Consider the following 24,442-nt stretch of genomic DNA (forward strand, 5'->3'; position numbering starts at 1 on the left):
GCCGGTGGCCAGCCCTTCCGACACCTTCGTCACCGGGGCCAATCCGCTCCGTGACCCGGCCGACCGGCGGCTGCCGCGCATCGCGGGGCCGTCCGGCCTGGTCATCTTCGGCGTCACGGGTGACCTGTCCCGCAAGAAGCTGATGCCGGCCGTCTACGACCTGGCCAACCGCGGACTGCTGCCGCCGGGTTTCTCGCTCGTGGGCTTCGCCCGCCGCGAGTGGCAGCACGAGGACTTCGCCCAGGAGGTCCACGACGCGGTCAAGGAGCACTCCCGCACACCGTTCCGCGAGGAGGTCTGGCAGCAGCTCATCCAGGGCATGCGCTTCGTCCAGGGCACCTTCGACGACGACGCGGCCTTCGAGCAACTGCGGGACACCATCAAGGAGCTCGACGAGGCCCAGGGCACCGGCGGCAACTTCGCCTTCTACCTCTCGGTGCCGCCGAAGTTCTTCCCCAAGGTCGTCCAGCAGCTCAAGAAGCACGGTCTGGCCGACCAGGCCGACGGGGCGTGGCGGCGGGCCGTCATCGAGAAGCCCTTCGGGCACGACCTGGTCTCCGCCAAGGAACTCAACGCCATCGTGCACGAGGTCTTCGCACCCGACCAGGTCTTCCGCATCGACCACTACCTGGGCAAGGAGACCGTCCAGAACATCCTGGCGCTCCGCTTCGCCAACACCCTCTTCGAGCCGATCTGGAACCGCTCGTACGTCGACCACGTGCAGATCACCATGGCCGAGGACATCGGCATCGGTGGCCGCGCGGGCTACTACGACGGCATCGGCGCCGCCCGCGACGTCATCCAGAACCACCTGCTCCAGTTGCTGGCGCTGACCGCGATGGAGGAGCCCGCCTCCTTCGACGCGGATGCGCTCGCCGCGGAGAAGACCAAGGTGCTGGGGGCCGTGCGGCTGCCCGAGGACCTCGGCAAGGGCACGGTGCTCGCCCAGTACGCCGGGGGCTGGCAGGGCGGCGAGAAGGTGATCGGGTACCTCCAGGAAGAGGGCATCGACCCCCACTCGAAGACCGACACGTACGCCGCGGTCAAGCTGAGGATCGACAACCGCCGCTGGGCGGGCGTGCCGTTCTACCTGCGCACAGGAAAGCGCCTGGGCCGCCGTGTCACGGAGATCGCCGTGGTCTTCCAGCGCGCCCCGCACTCGCCCTTCGACCACACCGCCACGGAGGAGCTGGGGCAGAACGCCCTGGTCATCCGGGTGCAGCCGGACGAGGGTGTGACGCTGCGGTTCGGCTCCAAGGTCCCGGGCACCTCGATGGAGGTACGGGACGTCTCGATGGACTTCGCCTACGGCGAGTCCTTCACGGAGTCCAGCCCGGAGGCGTACGAGCGGCTCATCCTCGACGTCCTGCTCGGCGACGCCAACCTCTTCCCGCGCACCGAGGAGGTCGAGCTCTCCTGGAAGATCCTCGACCCGATCGAGCAGTACTGGGAGAAGAACGGCAAGCCGCCGCAGTACTCCGCGGGCACGTGGGGACCCGTCGAGGCGGACGAAATGCTCGAACGAGACGGACGGAGCTGGCGTCGGCCATGAACATCGACCTGACGAACACCACGGCGAGCGAGATCAACAAAGCCCTGGTGCAGGGCCGCCGCGCCATCGGCAGTCCGGCCGTCGGCATGGTGCTCACCCTGGTCATCGTCACCGACGAGGAGAACGCCTACGACTCGCTGAAGGCGGCGAGCGAGGCGTCCCGCGAGCACCCGTCCCGCACGCTCGTCGTCGTCAAGCGCGTCTCGCGCTCGCCCCGCGACCGTACGACCTCCCGCCTCGACGCGGAGGTCAGGGTGGGCGCGGACGCGGGCACCGGCGAGACGGTCGTGCTGCGGCTGTACGGCGAGGTGGTCAACCACGCGCAGTCGGTGGTGCTGCCGCTGCTGCTGCCGGACGCCCCCGTGGTCGTCTGGTGGCCGGTGAACGCGCCGCTCGACCCCGCCAAGGACCCGCTGGGCGCACTGGCCCAGCGCCGGGTCACCGACACCTATGCCGCCGAGGCCCCCCTGGAGGAGCTCGGCGCGCGTGCCGAGGCGTACACGCCGGGGGACACGGATCTGTCCTGGACCCGCATCACGCCCTGGCGCTCGATGCTGGCCGCGGCCCTGGACCAGGTCTCGTGCCGGGTCACCGCCGCCGAGGTGGAGGGCGAGGAGTTCAACCCGAGCGTGGACCTGCTGGCCATGTGGCTGGCCGATCGGCTCTCGGTGCCGGTGCAGCGCTCGCTCTCCACAGGCCCCGGTCTGACGGCCGTCCGGATGGAGACGACCAGCGGACCGGTCGTGCTCGACCGTGCCGACGGCTCACTGGCGACCCTGTCCATCCACGGCCAGCCCGACCGCGCGGTGGCACTCCAGCGGCGCGAGACGTCTGAGCTCATCGCCGAGGAGCTGCGCCGGCTCGACCCGGACGACATCTACGCCTCGGCACTGCGCTACGGCGTGGAGCGACTGGGCGAGCCGCGGGAGAACCCCGGCGGCAACCCGGGTTCCGCATCTGGGGACTCCTCGGGCGACTCCTCCCCGCAGGGCGGGGACGACGGGGCGAACGCCGACGCGCCGGCCAAGGGAGCGGCGAAGAAGACGGCCAAGAAGGCACCCGCCAAGAAGGCGGCCGCCAAGTGAGCACGGCCCCCCAGCTCGTCGTGCACCGCGACAAGGAGCTGATGGCCCAGGCCGCCGCCGCCCGTCTGATCACCCGGATCGTGGACGCCCAGTCCGCCCGTGGCACGGCTTCGGTCGTGCTCACGGGCGGGCGCAACGGCAACGGCCTGCTGGCCGCGCTCGCCGCCGCGCCCGCCCGTGACGCGGTGGACTGGGGCCGTCTCGACCTGTGGTGGGGCGACGAGCGGTTCCTGCCGGAAGGCGATCCGGAGCGCAATGTCACGCAGGCCCGCGAGGCGCTGCTGGACTCGCTGCCGCTGGATCCGTCGCGGCTGCACGCCATGCCCGCGTCCGACGGGTCGTGGGGCCAGGACGCCGACACGGCCGCCGGGGCCTACGCCGAGGAGCTGGCCGCCGCGGCAGGCCCCGAGGACCACGGCCCGGTGCCGCGTTTCGACGTCCTGATGCTCGGGGTCGGTCCCGACACGCATGTGGCGTCCCTCTTCCCGGAGCTGCCCGCGGTCCGCGAGACGGAGCGCACGGTGGTCGCCGTGCACGGCGCGCCCAAGCCGCCGCCCACCCGCATCACCCTGACCCTGCCCGCCATCCGGGCGGCACGCGAGGTCTGGCTGCTCGCGGCGGGCGAGGACAAGGCGCGGGCCGCGGAGATCGCCCTGTCCGGCGCGGGCGAGGTGCAGGCTCCTGCGGCGGGCGCGTACGGCAGGTCCCGCACGCTGTGGCTGCTGGACAGGGCCGCTGCGGCCAAGTTGCCGCGGAGCCTGTATCCGCCGGCTTCGGCCTGACGGCAGGGCGGTCCCGGGCGGCCAGAAGGTGCCCGCGCCCCAAGGGGCGTGTACCCGAAGGGGCGTGCGCCCGAAGGCTCCGGCACCCGAGTGGGCGTGCGGTGGGGCTGCGCGCCCTCCGCACCGAGGCCCGCAGCGGACGGGACGGCCGACCGGGCCCACCGGCCCCGCCACCCCGCCGCCCCCGCGGCATCGCGTGGCCCAGCCCTCGCCGCACCGTGCGGGACATGAGGGGTCGTCGCAGGGGCGGTGCGCCGGGCGCACCGCCCCTGCGGCGTACTCGGGCGCACCCGGGTCAGCCCCCCGCGGTGCCGCTGCTCCCGGTGGCGAAGTAGGGCTTGCCGACCATGCCGTCGTAGTCGATGGCGATCTCCAGCACCCGAGTGCCGTCCGTGGAGGGCAGCAGCGCGGAACTGTAGTTGGGGCAGTGGTCGACGGTGGTCGAGCCGACCGCCACCGGAGCGGCCACCTCCTGCCAGGGCCCGGTGCCGCCCCGGCTGTTGGCCCAGATCGTGCGTCCGCTGCCGGCCGCCACCGTGCCGTCCCGGTTGTACATCACCTGACCCACCAGCAGCAGCCTTCCCCGGGGATTGCCCGCCTCGGGTGCCCAGGCGAGCGTCGGCGCGTGCTTGCAGTACCTGCCGTCCGCCGTCTGCGGTCCGAGCCGAGGTCACTGGCCACGGTGTCGTGGTGCCCGCTCCAGGTGAGGCCGTCCGACGACCGGGCGGCGACGAGCTTCTGGCTGTGCACCCCGTCGGTCTCGTCCGAGTAGTGGCAGACCAGGTTGCCCCGGGCGTCGAGGGAGAACTCCGGCTCCCACAGCCCCCGGTCGTTCGATGCCGTGGCGACGGTGGAGAGATAGGACCAGCGGCGTCCCTGGTCGGTGCTCCTGAAGACGCGGATGGCCATCCGGCGGTCGGGGGCGTCCTGCCCGACCGACGCGGCCCACAGGAGCGTGCCGGCCGCAAGGCCGCCGACCCGCCGCGGGAGCTCGTACAACGTGGCACAGCACAGGCCCAGGCCGCCGGACGCGGCCGGGTCACCGACCGTCCCGACCTGGTGGAAGGACCCGCCGTCGTCGGTGCTCTCGTAGACCGCGCCGAGGCCGTCGCCACCGTCGAAGGTGACGACGGCCGCGAGGATCCGACCGTCGGCGGCACCGCTGTGCTCCAGCCGCACGGCCCGTGGGTACAGCCCGGTGCCGTCCCTCAGAGGATTGCCAGGTGCGGTGTCCGCGCGGCCGCGGCGCGGCGCCCGACGCGGCGCCCGAGGCGGGTTCCGGAGTGCCTGCGGTGGCTGCGGTGCCGGGGCTGTCGGGGCTCCTGCCGGAAATCCCGCCGGGCCGGGCCGGTAAGGACGGCAGGACAGCAGGGAAACACCACACGGGAAAAGCGGAATGCGATTCGGAACGGCACCCTTCCATTCGCTCCCACCACGCTCACGGGATTCGGCGCGGCGGACCACAAGGACGACAACACCCTCGCCCCACCGATACGCGTGGCACCGGCGACGCGGCCGACGGCCGAAAGGTCTCCGCCGAGATCTGCGCGTCCCACCCGACTTCCCCGGACCGCGGGACCCGCGAGGAGGAACTCGCCGCAAGGGCCGGCAGATCGCCGGGAAACCGCCGCCACCAGCCCCGACAAGCACCTGGACGGCACGGCAGGCAAGGGCGCGAGGGCGTTGCCGAGGTCCGTCCGGGCCGATGCGCGGGGGTCCGCACACCCCCGGAATCATCAAGACACCCGAGACGTAGAAAGGGTTGTGCAGAAATCAGAACTATTGCCGAGCCACAGCATTCGGCACGAATACGTGGCACAACGAGGGCCGTTCACCGAGTTCGGACGTGATAGTTTTTCAATCAGCCGTTCGAAACAGTACGAACGCATGGGTAAACGGGGTACGGAGATTCACGCCATGTTCAGCAACCGCATAATCCGCAGGGCCGCCCTCACCGTCGCTGTCACCGCGGCAGTCCTGCCGCTCGCCGCCGCAGGGCCCGCACTGGCCGCCGGCAGCAGCGCACACCACGCCCCGGCCGGCGTGGCCGCGGCGCACAGCACCACGCTGGGTGCCGTGCAGCGCGTCGACACGTTCTACAACGCCTACATCGACGCCGTGCGTGTGGACGACTTCGCCACCGCCGACAAGCTGCGTGCCGAGTACCTCTCCAGCGCCGCGCAGGCGGACGTCGAGAGCTGGGAGGAGGCCAACCACGCGAACGGCATCCTGCACGCACAGGACGTGCCGGACGGCGCCACGGCCGTCTACGAGGAGACCGCGGCGGGCACCGTCTACCTCCACGTCGACCTGAAGTGGGGCAGCGACACCAGCACCGTCCTGGTGCGCTACAGCAACGTCGACCAGGTCATCACCGGTATCTCGGACCCGAGCTGACGCCCTCGACGGCACCCGGCGGGCACGGCCCGGAGCGCTTCCCCGCTCCGGGCCGTGCCCGTGTTGCCGGCTCCGCCCCGAGGGGGGAAGTGCCACGGGTGGTTCCGGCTTGCGGTTTCCGCTGCGTCAGCTTCTACCGTCTTCGGTGGGGCCGGAGAGACCGGCCCGGCGACGGGAGGCGGGGCGATGGCCTGGTCGATCGCTGAGGTGGCCCGGATGTCCGGGGTGACGTCCCGGACGCTGCGGCATTACGACGAGATCGGCCTGCTGCCACCGGCGTGGATCGGGAGCAACGGGCACCGCTACTACGAGGAGGCCGGTCTGCTGCGGCTGCAGCAGATCCTGCTGATGCGGGAGCTGGGCCTGGGGCTGCGCGAGATCCGGGCGGTCCTGGACAGCCAGGTGGACCGACTGGCCGCGCTCCGCGAGCACCACCGACGACTTCTCGCGGAACGCGACCGGCTGGGGACGCTCGCCCGCACGGTCGGCCGCACCATCGCCGAACTGGAGGAAGGCAGGGGCAGCAGCGACATGGCAAAGATCAGCAGGCCAGGGAACCTGTTCGAGGGATTCGAACCAGGCCGCCACGAGGCGGAGGCGCGCGAGCGGTGGCCACGGCAGTGGGAACAGTCCCAGCAAGCCATCGCGGGGATGACCGCCGAGGGTATGGAGCAGTGGCAGCGCGAGGTGACCGCGCAGATGATCCGCATGGCGGAGTTCATGGTGGCCGGCACACCCGTCGCCGATCCCGCGGTGCAGACCGAGGTGGACGCCCACTACCAGGGCGTGTGCCGGTTCTGGACCCCGTGCGCGGCCGCGTACAAGGGGCTGGGCCGGACCTACGTCGACGATCCCCGGTTCCGTACGAACTTCGACGGGATCGCCGACGGACTGGCCGCCTACCAGCGCGACGCGATGGCCGTCTACGCCGACGCGCGGCTGAGCTGACCGACCGCTCGCACTGCCGTGGCCGCAGGGTCCGGCGGGGCGCCCGGCGGACGCCACCCGCGCCACCGGACGACCGGAGCCGGTCGGCGGCGTCCGCCGGGCCCGGAGGCGGGGCGCGGCGGGAGCTCCCGGCGCAGCCGGTCCCCCACCCACCGCGGCCGGGCCGGAGCGCCGTCCCTATGCCCTCGCCGACGAGGTGGCCGTGCTCGTCCACGCCCGTCGCACGGGTGCCGCCGGGCGCCGTGGCACCGGGGTTCATGGCCGGGGGCGGCCCCGCGTACCGGGCCGCCCCCGGGCGCTCAGCACCCGCCCGGGGGCGAGGCCCGCGGTCGGAGGCTCCGGGCGCCCCGCGGGACTCGGCACCCCGCGGGACTCGGCACCCCGCGGGGCTCAGCGCCCCCGCAGCTCCCGGTACCTGCCGACCAGCGCCTTGGTGGACGGGTCCAGGCCCGGTACGTCGACGCCCTCCGTGAGCGCGGGCTCCACCCGCTTGGCGAGCACCTTGCCCAGTTCCACGCCCCACTGGTCGAAGGAGTCGATGTTCCAGACCGCCCCCTGCACGAACACCTTGTGTTCGTAGAGCGCGATCAGTTGTCCGAGGACGGACGGCGTCAGCTCCTTCGCCAGGATGGTCGTCGTCGGGTGGTTGCCCTTGAAGGTCTTGTGCGGCACCAGGTCCTCGGGAACGCCCTCGGCGCGCACCTCCTCGGGGGTTTTGCCGAAGGCCAGCGCCTGGGTCTGGGCGAAGAAGTTGGCCATCAGCAGGTCGTGCTGGGCGGCCAGGGCGGGGGCCAGCTCGGGCACCGGCCGGGCGAAGCCGACGAAGTCGGCCGGGATCAGCTTGGTGCCCTGGTGGATCAACTGGTAGTAGGCGTGCTGCCCGTTCGTGCCGGGCGTGCCCCAGACGACGGGGCCGGTCTGCCACTCCACCTCGTTGCCGTCACGGTCCACGTGCTTGCCGTTGGACTCCATGTCCAACTGCTGGAGGTAGGCGGTGAACTTGGACAGGTAGTGCGAGTAGGGCAGCACGGCGTGGGACTGCGCCCCGTGGAAGTTGCCGTACCAGATGCCCAGCAGGCCCAGCAGGAACGGGGCGTTGTGCTCGGGCGGGGCGGCGTGGAAGTGCCGGTCGACCAGGTGGAAGCCGTCCAGCATCTCCCGGAAGCGCTCGGGGCCGATGGCGATCATCAGGGAGAGGCCGATGGCCGAGTCGTAGGAGTAACGGCCGCCGACCCAGTCCCAGAACTCGAACATGTTCTCGGTGTCGATGCCGAACTCGGCGACCTTGCCGGCATTGGTCGACAGCGCCACGAAGTGCTTGGCCACGGCCTCCTGACCGGCACTCAGCCCGGACAGCAGCCACTCGCGGGCCGAGGTCGCGTTGGTGATCGTCTCGATGGTGGTGAAGGTCTTCGAGGCGATGATGAACAAGGTCTCGGCGGCGTCCAGGTCCCGCACCGCCTCGTGCAGGTCCGCGCCGTCGACGTTCGACACGAAGCGGATTGTGAGGTCCCGGTCGGTGAAGGACCGCAACGCCTCGTACGCCATGGCCGGGCCGAGGTCGGAGCCGCCGATGCCGATGTTGACGACGTTCCTGATGCGCTTTCCGGTATGGCCTGCCCACTCACCGGAGCGGACACGGTCGCTGAAGGCCGTCATCCTGTCCAGCACGGCGTGCACCTTGGGGACCACGTTCTCCCCGTCGACCTCGATCACCGTGTCGCTCGGCGCGCGCAGCGCGAGGTGCAGCACGGCGCGGTCCTCGGTGGTGTTGATCTTCCCACCGCGGAACATGGCGTCGCGCAGCCCGGCCACGTCGGTGGCGGCGGCCAGCGCCTGCAGCAGCCGCAGGGTCCCGTCGGTCACAAGGTGCTTGGAGTAGTCGATGTGCAGATCGCCGACCTGGAGGGTGTACCTGGTGGCGCGGTCCGGGTCCGCGTCGAACAACTCACGCAGCCGCACCTCCCCCAGTTCCTCCCGGTGCTTGCCCAGAGCCGTCCACTCGGGCATCTGGTTCAGCCTGGCTCGGCTATCAGCGTTCATGTCGGACTTCAGCCTTCTCTCGTACAGCCGTACGTACCTTGCCCCGCCCGCCCGGGACTCCATCGCCGCCCCGCCGCCCCTCCGGGCCAAAACACTATAGGTGTCACAGGTGGCGCAATCGGTACGCGGCGTGGCACAGACAGCCCTTGGACATGCACGCCGGGCCTGACCCGCGCAGGAACACCGCCTTGGGGACGCCCGAACACAGGGAGCGGGCAATTGGTCTAGTCCTAATGTGGTACGGACTATTGACGTGGCATCAGGCCGCGGGCTACTCCCTTGTTCGTCCCTGCCTGTCACACGGGCTCGACGGCTTTGGTCACCTCACACCTAGGACGGTCATGAGACGTATCCGATCGCTCAGATCCCTGCTCACCGCGGCCGCGGTGGCCGTGGCCGGCGCGGGCCTGACCGCGCTGGGCACAGGCCCCGCCCAGGCGGCGACCCCGCTGCCCGCCCACGTCTTCGCCCCCTACTTCGAGGCGTGGACCGGCGACAGCCCCGCCGCGCTCAGCGCGCAGTCCGGTGCCGAACACCTGACGATGGCGTTCATCCAGACGGAGGCCGCGGGGTCCTGCACCCCGTACTGGAACGGCGACAGCGGCTCGCCGATCTCCTCGGCCACCTTCGGGGACGACATCAGGACCATCCAGGGCCGGGGTGGTGACGTCATCCCCTCCTTCGGCGGGTACACCGCGGACACCACCGGCACCGAGATAGCCGACAGTTGTACCGATGTCGGCAAGATCGCCGCCGCCTACGAGAAGGTCATCACGACCTACGACATCACCCGGCTCGACATGGACGTCGAGGTCGACTCGCTGGACAACACCGCCGGGATCGACCGGCGGAACAAGGCGATCAAGCAGGTGCAGGACTGGGCGGCGGCGGGCGGCCGCACGCTCCAGGTCTCCTACACCCTCCCGACGACGACCTCGGGGCTCGCCTCCAACAGCCTTGCGGTGCTGCGCAACGCCGTGCAGAACGGTGCGCGCGTGGACGTCGCGAACCTCATGACGTTCGACTACTACGACGGCGCCGACCCGCACGACATGGCGAAGGACACGCAGACCGCGGCCCAGGGGCTGTACAACCAGCTCGCCGGCCTCTACCCGGGCAAGTCGCCCGCCCAGCTCTGGGCCATGATCGGCATCACGGAGATGCCAGGCGTCGACGACTACGGTCCGGCCGAGACGTTCACACTGGCCGACGCCACCCAGGTCTACAACTGGGCCGTGTCCAAGGGCATCAACACCCTCTCCTTCTGGGCGCTGCAGCGCGACAACGGAGGCTGCCCGGGCGGCGGCGCGGGGGACGGCTGCTCCGGGATCGAGCAGGGGACCTGGGCCTTCTCGCACATCTTCGAGCCGTTCACCAGCGGGACCACGGCGCCGCCCAGCAACGACTTCTCCCTGGGCCTCTCCCCCGCATCCGGTTCGGTGACCGCGGGCAACTCGACGACTGCCAGGGTGAGCACCGCGGTGACGGCCGGATCCGCCCAGACGGTGAACCTGTCGGTCAGCGGCGCGCCCTCCGGTGTCACCGCCTCCCTCAGCCCGACCTCGGTGACGGCCGGCGGCTCGGCCACGCTCACCCTGCGCACCTCCGCGAGCGCCGCTTCGGGTACCTACACCCTCACGGTCAGCGGCGCCGGCGACAAGGCCGGTCACACGGCCACGTACACCCTGACGATCACCGGGGGCAGCGGCTCCCAGTGCACCGCGGCACCATGGGACGCGAGTGCGGTCTACGTCGGCGGTGACCAGGTGTCCCACGACGGTCACCGGTGGCAGGCCAAGTGGTGGACGACCGGCGAGGAGCCCGGCACCACCGGTGAGTGGGGCGTCTGGCAGGACCTCGGCGCCTGCTGAACCGATCGGCACGAGTGAACCCATCGGCGCGCCCTGAGCCCATCGGCGCCTGCTGAACCGATCGGCCCGACCGGGCCGAGCGGCGCGTGCCCGGCAGCGTTCCTCCGCGCGCTGCCGGGCACGCCACCGGTGCCCGTTCACGTGAGGGACCGGGCTGGTGTGCCGGTGCGCACCGCGGGCCACAGGGCGAGCACCGCCGCGGCGAACAGCCCTGCGGCGAGCAGGGCCGGTGTGTTCAGGCCCCAGGCCGTGGCGAAGGCACCGCCGAGCAGCGCACCCAACGGGGCTCCGGAGATCGCGACGGTGCGGAAGGCGGAGCTGACGCGGCCGAGCAGCCGCGCGGGACTGCGCTGCTGCATCAGCGTCGCCTGGTTGATGTTCCACACCATGCCCATCAGGCCGAAGACGGCCAGGCCCGCGGTCAGCACGACGAGGCTGCGCACGGTGCCGATGGCGGCCAGGGCGGCGGTCTGGGCGATCCCCGCGACGCAGACGCTCCGCATCCGGCCCAGCCGGGCGGCCAGGCGGGAGGCCAGCGCTCCGCCCACGAGGGATCCGACCGCATAGGCGGTCATGGCCGTGACGTACTGGGTGTCGTCCGCGCCCAGCCAGCCGGTGGCGAGCAGGACCAGGGTCGCAATCACGGCACCCATGCCGACGTTGCACAGGGCTGTCGCCGTGCACAGGCCGCGCAGGGGGCGGTCCTGCCACAGGGCGCGCAGGCCTTCGGCGATGTCGGCACGCAGGGTGCGGCCGGGCGGGCGCGGGGACCCCTCGGGCGGCGGGGTGCGCAGCGAGGCGACGAGCGCGGCGGCGGCGAGGAAGGTCAGCGCGTCCACCGCGTACGGGGTGGCGGCGCCGGCGGCGAGCAGCAGTGGCACCAGGGGCAGGGCGAGCAGGCCGCCCGCGATGCGCTGGCCGGTCATCAGGCGGCCGTTCGCCGGGCCCAGGGCCTCGTGGGGGACCACCCGGGGCAGCAGGGCGGTGGAGGCGTTGTCGAAGAGCGTCTGAAGGGTGGTGAGCGCGAAGGCCAGCACGATCAGCAGCCCGATCCCACCGCGGCCGAGCGCCACGGCCAAGGCGAAGGCCGCCACCATCAGCCCTCTGCCCACGTCCACCGACCACATCGCGCGCCGCTGGTCGACCCGGTCGGCGAGTGCCCCGCCCCACAGGCCGAAGATGATCCACGGCAGGTAGCCGCAGGCCGTGACGGCCGCGACGAGCAGCGGCCGGTCGGTGAGCGAGGCGGCGAGCAGCGGCAGCGCGGACGTGCGCAACGCGTCTCCGAACCGGGACAGCACGGCCGCCGCCCACAACCTCCCGAACCCTCCGCGCCACGTGGGCGCCACCGTCCTCGCGGACGCCTCGGCAGCCGTCACGGCTTCCCCCTCCGGTAAGGTGCACGGGCCCGTGCCCGTGTCGCACCACTGGAACGAACCGTAGAAGCCGCCACTGACAATCGGCCCGTGGAGCACGGCCAGGGGACCACCGTGCGCCCCCGGCGAGCACCGCATGACCCCGAACGAACCCGCGCCCCGAACCGTCCCCCGAGGCGCCCCGGCCGAGCGCGGTCGCCGTGCGTGCCGCGCAACGCAGAAGGTCCGGTGGGGCGGCTGCCCCACCGGACCTCAGGTGCTAGATCTCGCCGCGGAGTTTGGCGAGGGCCTCCGCGAGGATGGCCTCGCCGTCGGCGTCACTGCGCCGCTCCCGCACATAGGCGAGATGTGTCTTGTACGGCTCGGTGCGCGGCGGGTCCGGCGGGTTCTCCCGGTCCTGCCCGGCCGGAAAGCCGCAGCGTGGACAGTCCCAGGTCTCCGGAACCTGCGCGTCGCTGGCGAAACTCGGCTGGGTCTCGTGCCCGTTCGAGCACCAGAAGGAGATGCGCAGCCGTGGCGCGGACTCGCCGCGCTCGGCCTCGCCCATCGGCCCCGCCCCGACCCGGCTTCCACGGATCGCGTTGCCACTTGCCACGGTCGTAACTCCCTGCGTAATGGTGCCGCGGAGCGAGTCGACGGTCCGCTCCACTGCGGGGCCTTAAGTCTACGTAAGGCCCAACGCGCGTCCAGTGAGAGGAGTTACCCCGTCCCGAACGCAAGCCCCATGATAGGCCGCCCTGCCGGCGCGTACCCGGCACGCAGGCGCGGGCGGGGCATGCGCGCGAGCCGCCCTTGCCGCGACTACATCAGGATGCCGAGCACCACGATGCAGGCGGTCCACAGCAGACCGATCACCACGGTGATGCGGTCGAGGTTGCGCTCGGCGACCGACGAACCACCGACGGACGACTGCATGCCACCACCGAACATGTCGGAGAGGCCGCCGCCCTTCCCCTTGTGCATCAGCACCAGCAGCATCAACAGCAGGCTGAAGATGATCAGGGCGATCGAGAACCCCAGAACCACGGCTGGACCAACTTCCTCGGATACGGATGGACGACACGGGGGCCGGATCCGGCAGTGCCGCTCGTGCCCACTGCCTGCTCGGCCCCCGCAAGAGTACGACGGATCGCTGTCAGCGCATACTCACCGCCGGCTGCTGCCTGCGATGGTACCGATCACGGACGGTTCCTACTGGTCACGGAAGCGGACGATCTTGACGAACTCCTCCGCGTCCAGCGACGCACCGCCGACCAGGGCGCCGTCCACATCAGGCTGGGACATGATCGCGGCGACGTTGCCCGACTTCACGGAGCCGCCGTACTGGATGCGGATCTGATCGGCCACGTCCTGTGAGTACAGCTCCGCCAGCCGGCCCCGGATCGCACCGCAGACCTCCTGGGCGTCCTCGGGGGTTGCCACCTCGCCGGTGCCGATCGCCCAGACCGGCTCGTAGGCGATCACGAGGGACTCGGCCTGCTCCGCGGGGAGGTCCTTGAGGGCGGCGTCGAGCTGGTTCAGCGTGAACGGCACCTGCTGGCCGGCCTTGCGCACGTCCAGCGCCTCGCCGATGCACAGGATCGGGACGAGGCCGTGCCGGAAGGCGGCCTTCACCTTGGCGTTGCAGGACTCGTCGGACTCTCCGTGGTACTGGCGGCGCTCGGAGTGACCGACGGTCACGTAGGAGCACTTCAGCTTGGCCAGCATCGCACCGGAGATCTCGCCGGTGTAGGCGCCGGAGTCGTGCGCGCAGAGGTCCTGGGCGCCGTACTTGATCTTGAGCTTGTCGCCGTCGACCAGCGTCTGCACCGAGCGCAGGTCGGTAAAGGGCGGCAGGACGGCGACCTCCACGGCCTCGTAGTCCTTGTCGGCCAGGGCGAAGGCGAGCTTCTGGACGTGTGCGATGGCCTCGAGGTGGTTGAGGTTCATCTTCCAGTTGCCCGCCATGAAGGGCGTGCGGGTGGTCTTGTTCGTCATGTGCGGTGTCAGTTCTCCAGTGCGGCGAGGCCGGGAAGCGTCTTGCCCTCAAGGTATTCGAGGGATGCGCCACCACCGGTCGAAATATGGCCGAATGCGTTCTCGTCGAAGCCCAGCGTGCGGACGGCCGCGGCGGAGTCCCCGCCGCCGACCACCGTGAAGGCCGGGGACTCGACGAGGGCCTGGGCGACCGCCTTGGTGCCCTCGGCGTAGTCGGGGTGCTCGAAGACGCCCATCGGGCCGTTCCAGAAGACGGTGGCGGCGTCGGCCAGCTTCGAGGCGTAGAGCTTGCCGGTCTCCGGGCCGATGTCCAGGCCCATCCGGTCGGAGGGGATGGCGTCGGCGGCGAAGGTACCGGGGTCCTCCTGGGCCTTGGCCTTCAGGTCGGGGAACCGGTCCGCGGCCAGGACGTCGACCGGCAGCACGAACTCCACACCGCGCTCCTCGGCGCGCCGCAGATACTCCTGGACGGCCGGAATCTGGTCCTCCTGGAGCAGCGAGGCGCCGATCTCGTAGCCCTTGGCCTTGAGGAAGGTGTATGCCATTCCGCCGCCGACGAGGATGCGGTCGGCCTTCTCCAGGAGGTGGTCGATCACCCCGAGCTTGTCGGAGACCTTGGCACCGCCCAGCACGACCGCGTACGGGCGCTTGACGTCATCGGTGAGCCTTCTCAGGACGCCGACCTCGGAGGCGATGAGGTGGCCGGCGTAGTGCGGCAGGCGCGCCGGCAGGTCGAAGACGGAGGCGTGCTTGCGGTGCACGGCGCCGAAGCCGTCGCCCACGTAGACGTCGGCGAGGGCCGCGAGCCGGTCGGCGAACTCCCCGCGCTCGGTGTCGTCCTTGCTGGTCTCTCCGGAGTTGAAGCGGAGGTTCTCGATCACCGCGACCTGGCCCGGCTGCAGGCCGTCCACCGCCTCGTGGGCGGCGGGACCGACGGTGTCCTGGGCGAACGCGACGGGCGCGCCCAGCAGTTCACCGAGCCGTTCGGCGGCGGGCAGCAGCGAGAACGCCGGGTCCGGCGCGCCCTTGGGGCGGCCGAGATGGGAGGCGACGACCACCTTGGCGCCGGCGTCGGCGAGCGCCTTGACGGTGGGCAGGACGGCCCGGATGCGACCGTCGTCGGTGATGGTGCCGTCGGCGAGCGGGACGTTGAGGTCGGCGCGGACGAGGACCCGCTTGCCGTCGACCCCCTCGGCGAGAAGTTCGTCGATCGTCTTCATGAGTGGACTCCTAGGAAGGCTCTGGGCTGGCGCTGCGCATCCGAAGCTGCACATGTGACAGGGCCCGGACGGCGCTGTAGCGGCGCGCGCCCGGACCCTGCCCTACACGTCGAGGTGCCTGCCGTACCGGATACGGGTCAGAGCTGGCCGCCGACGTAGACCGTGAGGTCCACGAGGCGGTTGGAGTAGCCCCACTCGTTGTCGTACCAGCCGATGACCTTGACCTGGGTGCCCTCGGCCATGGTGAGCAGCGAGTCGAAGGTGCAGGAGGCCGGGGAGGAGACGATGTCCGAGGAGACGATCGGGTCGGAGGTGTACTCCAGGAGGCCCTTGAGCTCGCCCTCGGCGGCCTTCTGGTACGCGGCGTTGACCTCGTCCTTGGTGACCTCGCGCTCCAGGGTGACGACCAGGTCGGTGACCGAACCGGTCGGGACCGGGACGCGCATCGCGAGGCCGTCCAGCTTGCCCTTGAGCTGCGGGAGGACCAGGGCGGTGGCCTTGGCGGCGCCGGTGGTCGTCGGGATGATGTTCTCGGCGGCGGCCCGGGCGCGGCGCAGGTCCTTGTGCGGGAAGTCCAGGATGCGCTGGTCGTTCGTGTACGCGTGCACCGTCGTCATCAGGCCCTTGACGATGCCGAAGTTCTCGTCGAGGACCTTGGCCAGCGGCGCCACGCAGTTGGTGGTGCAGGAGGCGTTGGAGATGACGTGGTGCTTCGCCGGGTCGTACTGGTCCTGGTTGACGCCCATGACGACGGTGAGGTCCTCGTCCTTGGCCGGAGCCGAGATGAGGACCTTCTTGGCGCCGCCCGCGAGGTGCTTGGCGGCGTCGTCACGCTTGGTGAAGATGCCGGTGGACTCGACGACGACGTCGACGCCCAGCTCGCCCCACGGGATGTCGGCGGGGTCGCGCTGGGACAGCACCTTGATCGTCTTGCCGTCGACGGTGATGGTGTCGGCGGTGTTCGACACGTCGGCCTTGAGACGGCCGAGGATGGTGTCGTACTTCAGCAGGTGAGCGGTGGTCGCGGTGTCACCCAGGTCGTTGACAGCCACGATCTCGATGTCTGCACCCTGCTCCAGCAGCGCGCGGAAGTAGTTACGACCGATGCGGCCAAAGCCGTTGATGCCTACGCGGATCGTCACGAACCGATCTCCTCGTTGGTACGCCGGTTTCGACGCCGGCGAGTTGTATGGGATGTCCCCGACCGCATACGACCCTACCTCCCCGGGGGCTCCGGAGTGACATCGAACAGGGCCCTCGTCCGGGCGTCAGGCGCCTTACCGGCCGGTAGGGCGGCGCGTCGGGGACACGGGGACGGGCCCCGGGTCCCGCAGGGCGGCCGTGGGGTTCCCCACCTTCTCGAACCGGCCTTCGGGGGTCCGCCGCAGCCGCTCGGACACGGTCCGTGAGCGCTCGGCGCAGTGCGGCGGCGTTCGCTCGTCCGCTTCGGCGCCGACGCGTTCGCGGCGGCGTCCGCACGGCGGCGCCAAGGGGGCGCTCAGCCCGCCAGGTTCTCCGCCATCTCCTCCGTGAGGCTGGACTCCGTGCCGGGGATGCCGATGTCCTGGGCGCGCTTGTCGGCCATGGCGAGCAGGCGGCGGATACGGCCCGCGACGGCGTCCTTGGTCAGCGGCGGGTCGGCGAGGGCGCCCAGTTCCTCCAGGGATGCCTGCTTGTGCTCCATGCGCAGGCGCCCGGCCGCCGCGAGGTGCTCGGGGACCTCGTCGCCGAGGATCTCCAGGGCGCGCTGGACGCGGGCGCCGGCGGCGACGGCGGCACGGGCGGAGCGGCGCAGGTTGGCGTCGTCGAAGTTGGCCAGGCGGTTGGCGGTGGCGCGCACCTCGCGGCGCATCCGGCGCTCCTCCCAGGCCAGCACGGACTCGTGGGCGCCCAGGCGGGTGAGCAGGGCGCCGATGGCGTCACCGTCGCGGACGACGACGCGGTCCACGCCGCGCACCTCGCGGGCCTTGGCGGCGATCTGCAGCCGCCGCGCCGCTCCGACCAGCGCGAGGGCCGCCTCGGGCCCCGGGCAGGTCACCTCCAGCGAGGAGGAACGGCCCGGCTCGGTGAGCGAGCCGTGCGCGAGGAACGCGCCGCGCCAGGCGGCCTCGGCGTCGCAGGTGGCCCCCGAGACCACCTGCGGCGGCAGGCCGCGGATGGGGCGGCCCCGGCCGTCCACCAGGCCGGTCTGGCGGGCTAGCTGGTCGCCGCCCGCGACCACCCGCACGACATAGCGCGAGCCGCGGCGCAGGCCGCCGGGCGCCATCACGATCAGCTCCGAGGTGTGCCCGAAGATCTCCAGGATGTCTCTCTTGAGCCGGCGCGCCGCCATCGCGGTGTCCAGTTCGGCCTCGATCACGATGCGCCCGCTGACCAGGTGCAGCCCGCCCGCGAACCGCAGGATCGACGAGACCTCCGCCTTCCTGCAGCAGGTCCGGGTGACGGGGAGCCGGGAGATCTCGTCCTTCACCGCTGCCGTCATCGCCATGGGCCGATCCTTCCATGCATCCGGAAAATACGGTCGTACGCGGCGGCCAGCAGCTCAGGATCATGCCTGGGGCTGCCGTCGGGCCGGGCCACGGGCGCCAGCTCGACCGCGGCCCCGAACCCGCGCGCCGCCTCGGTGAGGGAGTCGGCGTCGGGCACGGCGGCCTTGTCGGCCAGCACCACGTCCAGGGCGAGTTTAGGGGCGTGTCGTCCCAAAACCTCCAAATGACGCTGCGGGGAGAAGCCCTCTGTTTCTCCGGGTTGCGGAGCGAGGTTGAGGGAGAGCACCCGGCGCGCCTTCGTCCTGGCCAGCGCCTCCAGCAGATCCGGCACCAGAAGGTGCGGGATCACGGAGGTGAACCAGGAGCCCGGGCCGAGGACCACCCAGTCGGCGTCCAGGACGGCCGCGACGGCCTCGGGGACGGCGGGCGGGTCGTGCGGCTCCAGGTGGACCGTCTGCACCTCGCCGGGGGTGAGCGCGACCGTCGCCTGACCGCGGACCGTGCCGACCTCGTCGGGGCGGTCCGGGTCGTGGCCCCGCACCAGGGCGCGCAGCTCCAGCGGGACGGCCGACATCGGCAGCACCCGGCCGTGCGCGCCGAGCAGCTTGCCGACCAGGTCGAGGGCCTGGACGTGGTCCCCGAGCTGTTCCCAGAGGGCGACGATGAGGAGGTTGCCGACCGCGTGGCCGTGCATCTCGCCGCTGGACTGGAAGCGGTGCTGGATGACCCGGGCCCAGGTCTGGCCCCAGTCGTCGTCACCGCAGAGCGCGGCCAGCGCCTTGCGCAGGTCGCCCGGCGGCAGTACGCCCATCTCGTCGCGGAGCCGGCCGCTGGAGCCGCCGTCGTCGGCGACGGTGACGACGGCGGTGAGGTCGCCGGTGATCCTGCGCAGCGCGGCCAGCGACGCGGACAGCCCCATGCCGCCGCCGAGCGCGACGACCTTGGGCTGGGTGCCGCGCCGCCCGCGGATGCCGCGGCCGATCCGCACGACCGGTCGGCCCATTCCGCCCTGCGCGGGCAGCACGCTCTGGCGGAGCCTGCCGGGCCGTGGTGAGCGCTTGGTCATTCGCGGCCCATGTCCCGGTGCACGATGACGGTCTCCACGCCCTCGGCGGCGAGACGGGACGCGAGCCGCTCCGACATGGCGACGGAGCGGTGCTTGCCGCCCGTGCATCCCACCGCGATCGTCACGTAGCGCTTGCCCTCGCGGCGGTAGCCGGCGGCGATCAACTGGAGGAGTTCCGCGTAGCGGTCGAGGAACTCCTTGGCGCCGGGCTGGTTGAAGACGTACGCCGCGACCTCCTCGTTGAGGCCGGTGTAGGGGCGCAGCTCCGGGACCCAGTGCGGGTTCGGCAGGAAGCGCATGTCGACCACCAGGTCGGCGTCGACCGGCAGGCCGTACTTGAAGCCGAACGACATCACGGTGGCCCGCAGCTCCGGCTCCTCGTCGCCGGCGAACTGGGCGTCCATCTTGGCGCGCAGCTCGTGCACGTTCAGGCTGGAGGTGTCGATGACCAGGTCGGCGTCGCCGCGCAGCTCGCGCAGGAGCTCGCGCTCGGCGGCGATGCCGTCGGTGATCCGGCCGTCGCCCTGGAGCGGGTGCGGGCGGCGCACCGACTCGAACCGGCGCACCAGGGCGTCGTCCGAGGACTCCAGGAAGACGATGCGCCGGGTGACGTGCCTGGCCTCCAGGTCGGCGAGGGACTCGCGGAGGTTGTCGAAGAACCGGCGGCCGCGGACGTCGACCACGACCGCGATCCTGGCGACGTTGCCCTGCGAGCGGGCGCCGAGCTCCACCATGGTGGGGATCAGCGCGGGCGGCAGGTTGTCGACGACGAACCAGCCGAGGTCCTCCAGGCACTTCGCGGCGGTGGACCGCCCGGCGCCGGACATCCCTGAGATGATCACCAGCTCGGGGATCGCCGCCTCGCCGGGCGCCTCGGTGCCCGCCGGGGCGGCGGTGAGCTGGGCACCGTGCTCGTGCTGCGCGGTGCGGGAGCCGCGTTCGTCGCGGCCGTCGCGGGTGTGCGGGTCCTCGTCGGTGCCGGGGCCCTCGGGTGTGTGCTCCTGCGGCCGGGCGGGACGGGTCTCCCCGTGCTCGGCGTGTTCGTCGTGGTCGCTCATTCCTCTTGCCCCCGTCGGTCGTCCGTGGTGCCCGTGGAGACGGGCTCATCGTCTTCAATGATCTCTCCGGTCGCCGTGTTCACGGCGGGGGCGGCGGGAGCCGCCTGCGCGAAGGCCGCGACGATCACCTCGGCGGTCTTGCGGCCCACGCCCGGAACCTCGCAGATCTGGTCGATTGTCGCGGATCGCAGCCGCTTCACGGAGCCGAAATGCTTGATAAGGGCCTGTTTGCGCGTCTCGCCCAGGCCGGGCACCTCGTCGAGCGGCCCGGATTTGAAGCGTTTGGCCCGCCTGGTGCGCTGGTAGGTGATCGCGAAGCGGTGGGCCTCGTCGCGCACCCGCTGCAGCAGGTAGAGGCCCTCGCTGCTGCGCGGCAGCACCACCGGGTCGTCCTCGGCGGGCACCCACACCTCCTCAAGCCGCTTGGCCAGGCCGCAGACGGCGATGTCGTCGATACCCAGCCCGTCCAGTGCACGCTGGGCGGCGGCCACCTGCGGCCGACCGCCGTCGACCACGACGAGCTGCGGCGGGTAGGCGAACCGCTTGGGGCGGCCGTCCTCGTCGGTGAGGGCGCCGGGGCCGCCCTCGCAGAGGTCTCCGGTCCCGTTCGCCGACGGGACCGGTGCCGGGGCGGCGGCGGGGCTCTCCGCGGCGCCCTCGCCTGCCCACTCGCCCGTACGCTCCTTCTCCGCGAGGTAGCGCCTGAAGCGGCGGGTGATCACCTCGTGCATGGAGCGGACGTCGTCCTGCCCGGCGAAGCCCCTGATCTGGAAGCGGCGGTACTCGCTCTTGCGGGCGAGTCCGTCCTCGAAGACGACCATGGACGCCACGACGTCGTCACCCTGCAGGTGGGAGATGTCGTAGCACTCGATGCGCAGGGGGGCGCTGTCCAGGTCAAGGGCGGCGGCGATCTCCTCCAGCGCGCGTGAGCGGGTGGTGAGGTCGGAGGCGCGCTTGGTCTTGTGCAGGACGAGGGCCTGCTGGGCGTTGCGCTGCACCGTCTCCATCAGGGCGCGCTTGTCGCCGCGCTGCGGCACCCGCAGCGACACCTGCGCGCCGCGACGGCCCGCGAGCCACTCCTGCACCGGCTCCGCGGGCTCCGGCAGCGCGGGGACCAGCACCTCCTTGGGCACCGCGTCACCGCTCTCCTCGGCGTAGAGCTGCTGGACGGCGGACTCGACCAGGTCGCCGGTGGTGACCTCCTCGACCTTGTCGGTGACCCAGCCGCGCTGACCGCGCACCCGGCCGCCGCGTACGTGGAAGATCTGCACGGCGGCCTCCAGCTCGTCCTCGGCGAGGGCGATGAGGTCGGCGTCGGTGGCGTCGGCGAGGACGACCGCGTTCTTCTCCATGGCCTTGCGGAGGGCTTCTATGTCGTCACGCAGCCGGGCGGCGCGCTCGTACTCCATGGCCTCGGACGCCTCGGCCATCTGCCGCTCCAGGCGGCGCACGTAGGTGCCGGTGCGGCCGGCCATGAAGTCGCAGAACTCCTCGGCGAGTTCCCGGTGGCCCTGCGGGGAGATGCGCTCCACGCACGGTGCGGAGCACTTGTCGATGTAGCCGAGCAGGCAGGGGCGGCCGGTGCGGGCCGCGTTCTTGAAGACGCCGGCGGAGCAGGTACGCACGGGGAAGACGCGCAGCAGGAGGTCGACGGTGTCCCTGATGGCCCAGGCGTGGCCGTACGGGCCGAAGTAGCGCACGCCCTTGCGCTTGCGGCCGCGCATCACCTGGACGCGCGGGAACTGCTCGTTCATCGTCACCGCGAGGTACGGATAGCTCTTGTCGTCGCGGTACTTGACGTTGAACCTGGGGTCGAACTCCTTGATCCAGGAGTACTCGAGCTGCAGTGCCTCGACCTCGGTGCCGACGACGGTCCACTCCACGGAGGCGGCCGTGGTGACCATGGTGCGGGTGCGCGGGTGCAGGTTGGCCAGGTCCTGGAAGTAGCTCGCCAGGCGCTGGCGCAGGCTCTTCGCCTTGCCGACGTAGATCACCCGGCGGTGTTCGTCGCGGAATCTGTAGACCCCCGGCGAGTCGGGGATCTGTCCCGGCTTGGGGCGGTAGCTGGAGGGGTCTGCCATGTCTCACACCCTAACGGCGGCCACCGACAACACGACGCCGCTCCGGCCCGTGCCGCGCGCACGGCGGCGTCCCCATGCGGAGGGTGACGGGGCGACGGAGGGTTTTGGGACGCCGTGGCCAGGTTTCGAGGCATTGTCGGGTCCAGATCAACACGATTGAATGCGGGGTGACCGGGGGCCGTAACAGAGGGCGTACGGACGCGACACCTCCCGCGCCTCGACGGGCCGGGCCCCTTCCGCGCCTCGACGGGCCAGGGCCTTCCGGCCGGGGTCCGCCGGCGGGGTCCGGCCGGGCCGGGCGGCGCCACCAGCACAGAGAGGCCCCTGCATGCGGCACGGCACCCACTTCGCGGACACCGCCGCGACGGAGCTGGAGGCGGCCCTTGCCTCCGGCCCCTTCCACGTGGCCCTGCGGGCGGCGATCAGAGCCCGGGGCCTGTCGTTGCAGCGCGTGCAGCACCATCTCGCACGGCACGGCGTCAATGTGGGGGTGACGAGCCTGAGTTACTGGCAGCAGGGCGCCCGGCGCCCGCAGCGGGACGAGTCGCTGCGGGCGGTGCGGGCCCTTGAGGAGATCCTCCAGTTGCCCGACGAGTCCCTGATCCGGCTGCTGACCTCCCAGGACCCGGCTTCCGGCGCCCAGCGCGCCGCCGCGCGCTCCTACCGCTCACGGCTTGCCGCGTCCGGAGCGCTGGAACTGCTGCTCGCCGAGCTGGGGTCCCCCCGGGAGGGCGGGCTGCAGACCATGGGCCACCACGAACGGGTACGCATCGGCACGCGGCGTGAACTCCTGTGCTGCGACTCCCAGCTCGTGGTGCGCGCCCATGCGGGCGGCGGGGACCGCTATGTGGCCGTCCACCACGGCGACCCGGGCTGCGATCCGGGGCGCATGTCGGTGCACGCGGTGGAGAACTGCCGCACCGGCCGCGTGCTGTGGAGCCGCGAGACGGGTGTCCTGGCCGCCGAGTTGCTCTTCGACACCCGCCTGCGGCCGGGCGACACCCATGTGTTCCGCTACGCCTTCGAGGACGGCACCGCGGACGCCTGCCACGAGTACGTCCGGGGTTTCGGCCTGGCGGGCGGCCAGTACGTCCTCCAGGTGCGCTTCGCGCCACAGGCGCTGCCGGTGCGCTGCCACCGGTTCACCCAGCACTCCGCCGCCGCGGCCCGCAGCGGCCGCCAGGAGCTTCCCCTGAGCGGCGCCCACCACTGCGTGCACCTGGTGGAACCGCAGGTGCGGGCGGGTTTGCTGGGGATCGGGTGGGACTGGGAATAGGCGCGGGGGCCGGGGGGACGGAGAGCGGGCACCGGGAGGCGGCCCCTGAGCGGCTCCCCTTCCACCGCCGGTCACGCTTCACCGCCTGTCACGCTTCACCGCGGTCCTCTTCGCCGCCGGTCCTGCCCACCACCGGTCACGCTTCACCAGCCGGTCCTCTTCACCTTCACCGCTGCTCGCAGACGGCCTCGGCGACCTGGGCCATGAAGGCACGCGCCGCCGGGGACGAACCGGCCCTGGCATCGACGGCGACCGCCAGGGAACGGGGCGTCCGCGGCTCCAGCGGGCGCGTGACCACGGCACCGAGGTCCGAGGGAAGACCGAGCGTGGGCAGGATGCTGACCCCGAGGCCCGCCCTCACCATCTCCAGCACCGCGGACAGCTCCCTGGCCTCGAAGGCCACGTCGAAGTGGACGGCGACGGTGCGCGCGACGGCCATGAACACCTGTGCGCAGCCGCCCGTCGGGCAGACGAAGGGCTCGCCTGCGAGCTCCTGGTAGGTGACCGCCGGGCGGGCGGCCAGCCGGTGGGAGGCGGGCAGCACCGCGACCATCTCGTGGGTGTCGAGCAGGACCGTGTGCAGGTTCGGCGCCGGCAGCGTGACCACGCCGACGTCCACGGCGCCCTGGCCCAGCCAGTCACGGACCTCCTGATCACTGCCTTCGAGCAGTCGCACCTGCACCTGGGGGTTGTTCCTCGCGAACGCGCGCAGGGGGGACGAGACGAGCGCTCCGGTGGCGCTGGGCACACTGGCCAGCCGCAGCGTCCCCGTGACCCGGCCGGAGACGGCGGCGACCTCGGCGTGCAGCAGGTCGAAGTGCCGGACCGACTCGCGGGCGTGCGCGACGGCACGCGCGCCGGCTTCGGTGAGGGTGACGCCTTCGCGGTGCCGGACCAGGAGCGCGACGCCCAGTTCCGCCTCCAGCGTGGAGACGGACCGGCTGACCGACGGCTGCGACATCCCCATCCTTTTCGCCGCACTGGTGAACCCGCCGTGCTCGGCGACCGCCAGCAGCACTCTCAGTTGAAGCAAGGTCATCGCTGCCCTCTCGCATCCGATCGCCCACCGCGCGGCCATAACGGCAACCCGAGGACCCATACCGTGGAGGTTATTTTACGAACAGCATCCAAAACAGTAACGTCATGATCCCGGCGCTTCACCCCGCGGCAGACCCGTCCGGCTCGCAGCAGACCCGTCCGTGCTCGCGGGGGCCGTCCGCG

21 protein-coding genes are annotated in these 24,442 nt (G+C 71.7%); 7 read left to right on the top strand and 14 right to left on the bottom strand.

The features are described 5' to 3' along the window. The first annotated feature begins 4 nt into the window (after nucleotides 1-4). Genes zwf through pgl form a run of 3 tightly spaced genes read left to right on the top strand, consistent with a single transcriptional unit; the run spans nucleotide 5 to nucleotide 3,419 of the window. On the top strand, nucleotides 5-1,552 hold the full coding sequence (gene zwf, locus IE313_RS06515) for a glucose-6-phosphate dehydrogenase (RefSeq protein WP_189929975.1): 1,548 nt from the start codon (nucleotides 5-7) through the stop codon (nucleotides 1,550-1,552). Next, nucleotides 1,549-2,637: a glucose-6-phosphate dehydrogenase assembly protein OpcA gene (gene opcA, locus IE313_RS06520; RefSeq protein WP_189929976.1), complete on the top strand. Its 1,089-nt coding sequence runs from the start codon at nucleotides 1,549-1,551 to the stop codon at nucleotides 2,635-2,637. Before zwf ends, opcA begins: the two co-directional genes overlap by 4 nt. Then, entirely contained in the window at nucleotides 2,634-3,419 is a 786-nt protein-coding gene (gene pgl, locus IE313_RS06525; protein ID WP_189929977.1) for a 6-phosphogluconolactonase, read from the top strand. The genes opcA and pgl overlap by 4 nt, the downstream gene beginning before the upstream one ends. 295 nt (nucleotides 3,420-3,714) lie before the next feature. Here the strand turns inward: pgl and IE313_RS06530 are convergent, their stop codons facing one another. Further along, nucleotides 3,715-3,987: a hypothetical protein gene (locus tag IE313_RS06530; protein WP_189929978.1), complete on the bottom strand. Its 273-nt coding sequence runs from the start codon at nucleotides 3,985-3,987 to the stop codon at nucleotides 3,715-3,717. Next, the gene (locus IE313_RS06535; RefSeq protein WP_189929979.1) at nucleotides 3,975-4,598 is read right to left on the bottom strand and encodes a hypothetical protein; all 624 of its coding nucleotides are present in this window, start codon (nucleotides 4,596-4,598) and stop codon (nucleotides 3,975-3,977) included. The genes IE313_RS06530 and IE313_RS06535 overlap by 13 nt, the downstream gene beginning before the upstream one ends. A gap of 738 nt (nucleotides 4,599-5,336) precedes the next feature. Between IE313_RS06535 and IE313_RS06540 the strand changes: the two genes are divergently transcribed. Together IE313_RS06540 and IE313_RS06545 are read left to right on the top strand one after the other, a co-directional pair. Beyond that, a complete protein-coding gene (locus IE313_RS06540; RefSeq protein WP_189929980.1) occupies nucleotides 5,337-5,816 on the top strand; it encodes a hypothetical protein in 480 nt (159 codons plus the stop codon). A gap of 186 nt (nucleotides 5,817-6,002) precedes the next feature. Then, entirely contained in the window at nucleotides 6,003-6,764 is a 762-nt protein-coding gene (locus tag IE313_RS06545) for a MerR family transcriptional regulator (protein WP_189929981.1), read from the top strand. A gap of 390 nt (nucleotides 6,765-7,154) precedes the next feature. Here IE313_RS06545 and pgi read toward each other — a convergent pair whose 3' ends face one another. Continuing rightward, nucleotides 7,155-8,807, bottom strand: a complete 1,653-nt coding sequence (gene pgi / locus IE313_RS06550) for a glucose-6-phosphate isomerase (RefSeq protein ID WP_189929982.1) — start codon at nucleotides 8,805-8,807, stop codon at nucleotides 7,155-7,157. Nucleotides 8,808-9,148: 341 nt separating this feature from the next. Between pgi and IE313_RS06555 the strand changes: the two genes are divergently transcribed. Continuing rightward, nucleotides 9,149-10,678, top strand: a complete 1,530-nt coding sequence (locus tag IE313_RS06555; RefSeq protein ID WP_189929983.1) for a chitinase — start codon at nucleotides 9,149-9,151, stop codon at nucleotides 10,676-10,678. Nucleotides 10,679-10,815: 137 nt separating this feature from the next. On the opposite strand, the gene IE313_RS06560 is transcribed toward IE313_RS06555, so the two are convergent. From IE313_RS06560 to uvrC, 10 genes are all read right to left on the bottom strand, one after another. Continuing rightward, complete coding sequence (locus IE313_RS06560; RefSeq protein ID WP_229924429.1) at nucleotides 10,816-12,057, bottom strand: MFS transporter; 1,242 nt, start codon at nucleotides 12,055-12,057, stop codon at nucleotides 10,816-10,818. A gap of 256 nt (nucleotides 12,058-12,313) precedes the next feature. Next, nucleotides 12,314-12,649 carry an RNA polymerase-binding protein RbpA gene (locus IE313_RS06565; RefSeq protein WP_078856302.1) on the bottom strand — a complete coding sequence of 112 codons (336 nt, stop codon included), beginning with the start codon at nucleotides 12,647-12,649 and terminating at the stop codon, nucleotides 12,314-12,316. Between the two features lie 206 nt (nucleotides 12,650-12,855). After that, nucleotides 12,856-13,080: a preprotein translocase subunit SecG gene (gene secG, locus IE313_RS06570; protein WP_189929985.1), complete on the bottom strand. Its 225-nt coding sequence runs from the start codon at nucleotides 13,078-13,080 to the stop codon at nucleotides 12,856-12,858. Nucleotides 13,081-13,245: 165 nt separating this feature from the next. Next, nucleotides 13,246-14,031, bottom strand: coding sequence for a triose-phosphate isomerase (tpiA, locus tag IE313_RS06575; RefSeq protein WP_189929986.1), 786 nt, complete (start codon nucleotides 14,029-14,031; stop codon nucleotides 13,246-13,248). 8 nt (nucleotides 14,032-14,039) lie between these two features. Next, complete coding sequence (locus IE313_RS06580; protein ID WP_189929987.1) at nucleotides 14,040-15,251, bottom strand: phosphoglycerate kinase; 1,212 nt, start codon at nucleotides 15,249-15,251, stop codon at nucleotides 14,040-14,042. A gap of 137 nt (nucleotides 15,252-15,388) precedes the next feature. Beyond that, nucleotides 15,389-16,393, bottom strand: coding sequence for a type I glyceraldehyde-3-phosphate dehydrogenase (gene gap, locus IE313_RS06585; RefSeq protein ID WP_189929988.1), 1,005 nt, complete (start codon nucleotides 16,391-16,393; stop codon nucleotides 15,389-15,391). Between the two features lie 356 nt (nucleotides 16,394-16,749). Then, complete coding sequence (whiA, locus tag IE313_RS06590) at nucleotides 16,750-17,739, bottom strand: DNA-binding protein WhiA (protein ID WP_189929989.1); 990 nt, start codon at nucleotides 17,737-17,739, stop codon at nucleotides 16,750-16,752. After that, nucleotides 17,730-18,806, bottom strand: coding sequence for a gluconeogenesis factor YvcK family protein (locus IE313_RS06595; RefSeq protein ID WP_189929990.1), 1,077 nt, complete (start codon nucleotides 18,804-18,806; stop codon nucleotides 17,730-17,732). Before IE313_RS06595 ends, whiA begins: the two co-directional genes overlap by 10 nt. Further along, on the bottom strand, nucleotides 18,803-19,864 hold the full coding sequence (gene rapZ / locus IE313_RS06600) for an RNase adapter RapZ (RefSeq protein WP_189929991.1): 1,062 nt from the start codon (nucleotides 19,862-19,864) through the stop codon (nucleotides 18,803-18,805). Before rapZ ends, IE313_RS06595 begins: the two co-directional genes overlap by 4 nt. Then, nucleotides 19,861-21,945, bottom strand: a complete 2,085-nt coding sequence (uvrC, locus tag IE313_RS06605; RefSeq protein WP_189929992.1) for an excinuclease ABC subunit UvrC — start codon at nucleotides 21,943-21,945, stop codon at nucleotides 19,861-19,863. The genes rapZ and uvrC overlap by 4 nt, the downstream gene beginning before the upstream one ends. Nucleotides 21,946-22,273: 328 nt before the next feature. On the opposite strand from uvrC, the gene IE313_RS06610 reads away from it, so the two are divergent. Beyond that, a complete protein-coding gene (locus IE313_RS06610; protein WP_189929993.1) occupies nucleotides 22,274-23,221 on the top strand; it encodes a helix-turn-helix domain-containing protein in 948 nt (315 codons plus the stop codon). A gap of 166 nt (nucleotides 23,222-23,387) precedes the next feature. Here IE313_RS06610 and IE313_RS06615 read toward each other — a convergent pair whose 3' ends face one another. Beyond that, nucleotides 23,388-24,260, bottom strand: coding sequence for a LysR family transcriptional regulator (locus IE313_RS06615; protein ID WP_189929994.1), 873 nt, complete (start codon nucleotides 24,258-24,260; stop codon nucleotides 23,388-23,390). Nucleotides 24,261-24,442: the final 182 nt, after the last annotated feature.

The organism is Streptomyces sulfonofaciens, from assembly GCF_014656295.1.
Taxonomy (GTDB): domain Bacteria; phylum Actinomycetota; class Actinomycetes; order Streptomycetales; family Streptomycetaceae; genus Streptomyces; species Streptomyces sulfonofaciens.

Coding starts and splice junctions, on each gene's coding strand:
- opcA (WP_189929976.1), top strand. CDS start 1,549: ATGAACATCGACCTGACGAACACCACGGCGAGCGAGATCAACAAAGCC.
- IE313_RS06540 (WP_189929980.1), top strand. CDS start 5,337: ATGTTCAGCAACCGCATAATCCGCAGGGCCGCCCTCACCGTCGCTGTC.
- IE313_RS06545 (WP_189929981.1), top strand. CDS start 6,003: ATGGCCTGGTCGATCGCTGAGGTGGCCCGGATGTCCGGGGTGACGTCC.
- pgi (WP_189929982.1), bottom strand. CDS start 8,807: ATGAACGCTGATAGCCGAGCCAGGCTGAACCAGATGCCCGAGTGGACG.
- IE313_RS06555 (WP_189929983.1), top strand. CDS start 9,149: ATGAGACGTATCCGATCGCTCAGATCCCTGCTCACCGCGGCCGCGGTG.
- tpiA (WP_189929986.1), bottom strand. CDS start 14,031: ATGACGAACAAGACCACCCGCACGCCCTTCATGGCGGGCAACTGGAAG.
- IE313_RS06580 (WP_189929987.1), bottom strand. CDS start 15,251: ATGAAGACGATCGACGAACTTCTCGCCGAGGGGGTCGACGGCAAGCGG.
- whiA (WP_189929989.1), bottom strand. CDS start 17,739: ATGGCGATGACGGCAGCGGTGAAGGACGAGATCTCCCGGCTCCCCGTC.
- IE313_RS06595 (WP_189929990.1), bottom strand. CDS start 18,806: ATGACCAAGCGCTCACCACGGCCCGGCAGGCTCCGCCAGAGCGTGCTG.
- rapZ (WP_189929991.1), bottom strand. CDS start 19,864: ATGAGCGACCACGACGAACACGCCGAGCACGGGGAGACCCGTCCCGCC.
- uvrC (WP_189929992.1), bottom strand. CDS start 21,945: ATGGCAGACCCCTCCAGCTACCGCCCCAAGCCGGGACAGATCCCCGAC.
- IE313_RS06610 (WP_189929993.1), top strand. CDS start 22,274: ATGCGGCACGGCACCCACTTCGCGGACACCGCCGCGACGGAGCTGGAG.
- IE313_RS06615 (WP_189929994.1), bottom strand. CDS start 24,260: ATGACCTTGCTTCAACTGAGAGTGCTGCTGGCGGTCGCCGAGCACGGC.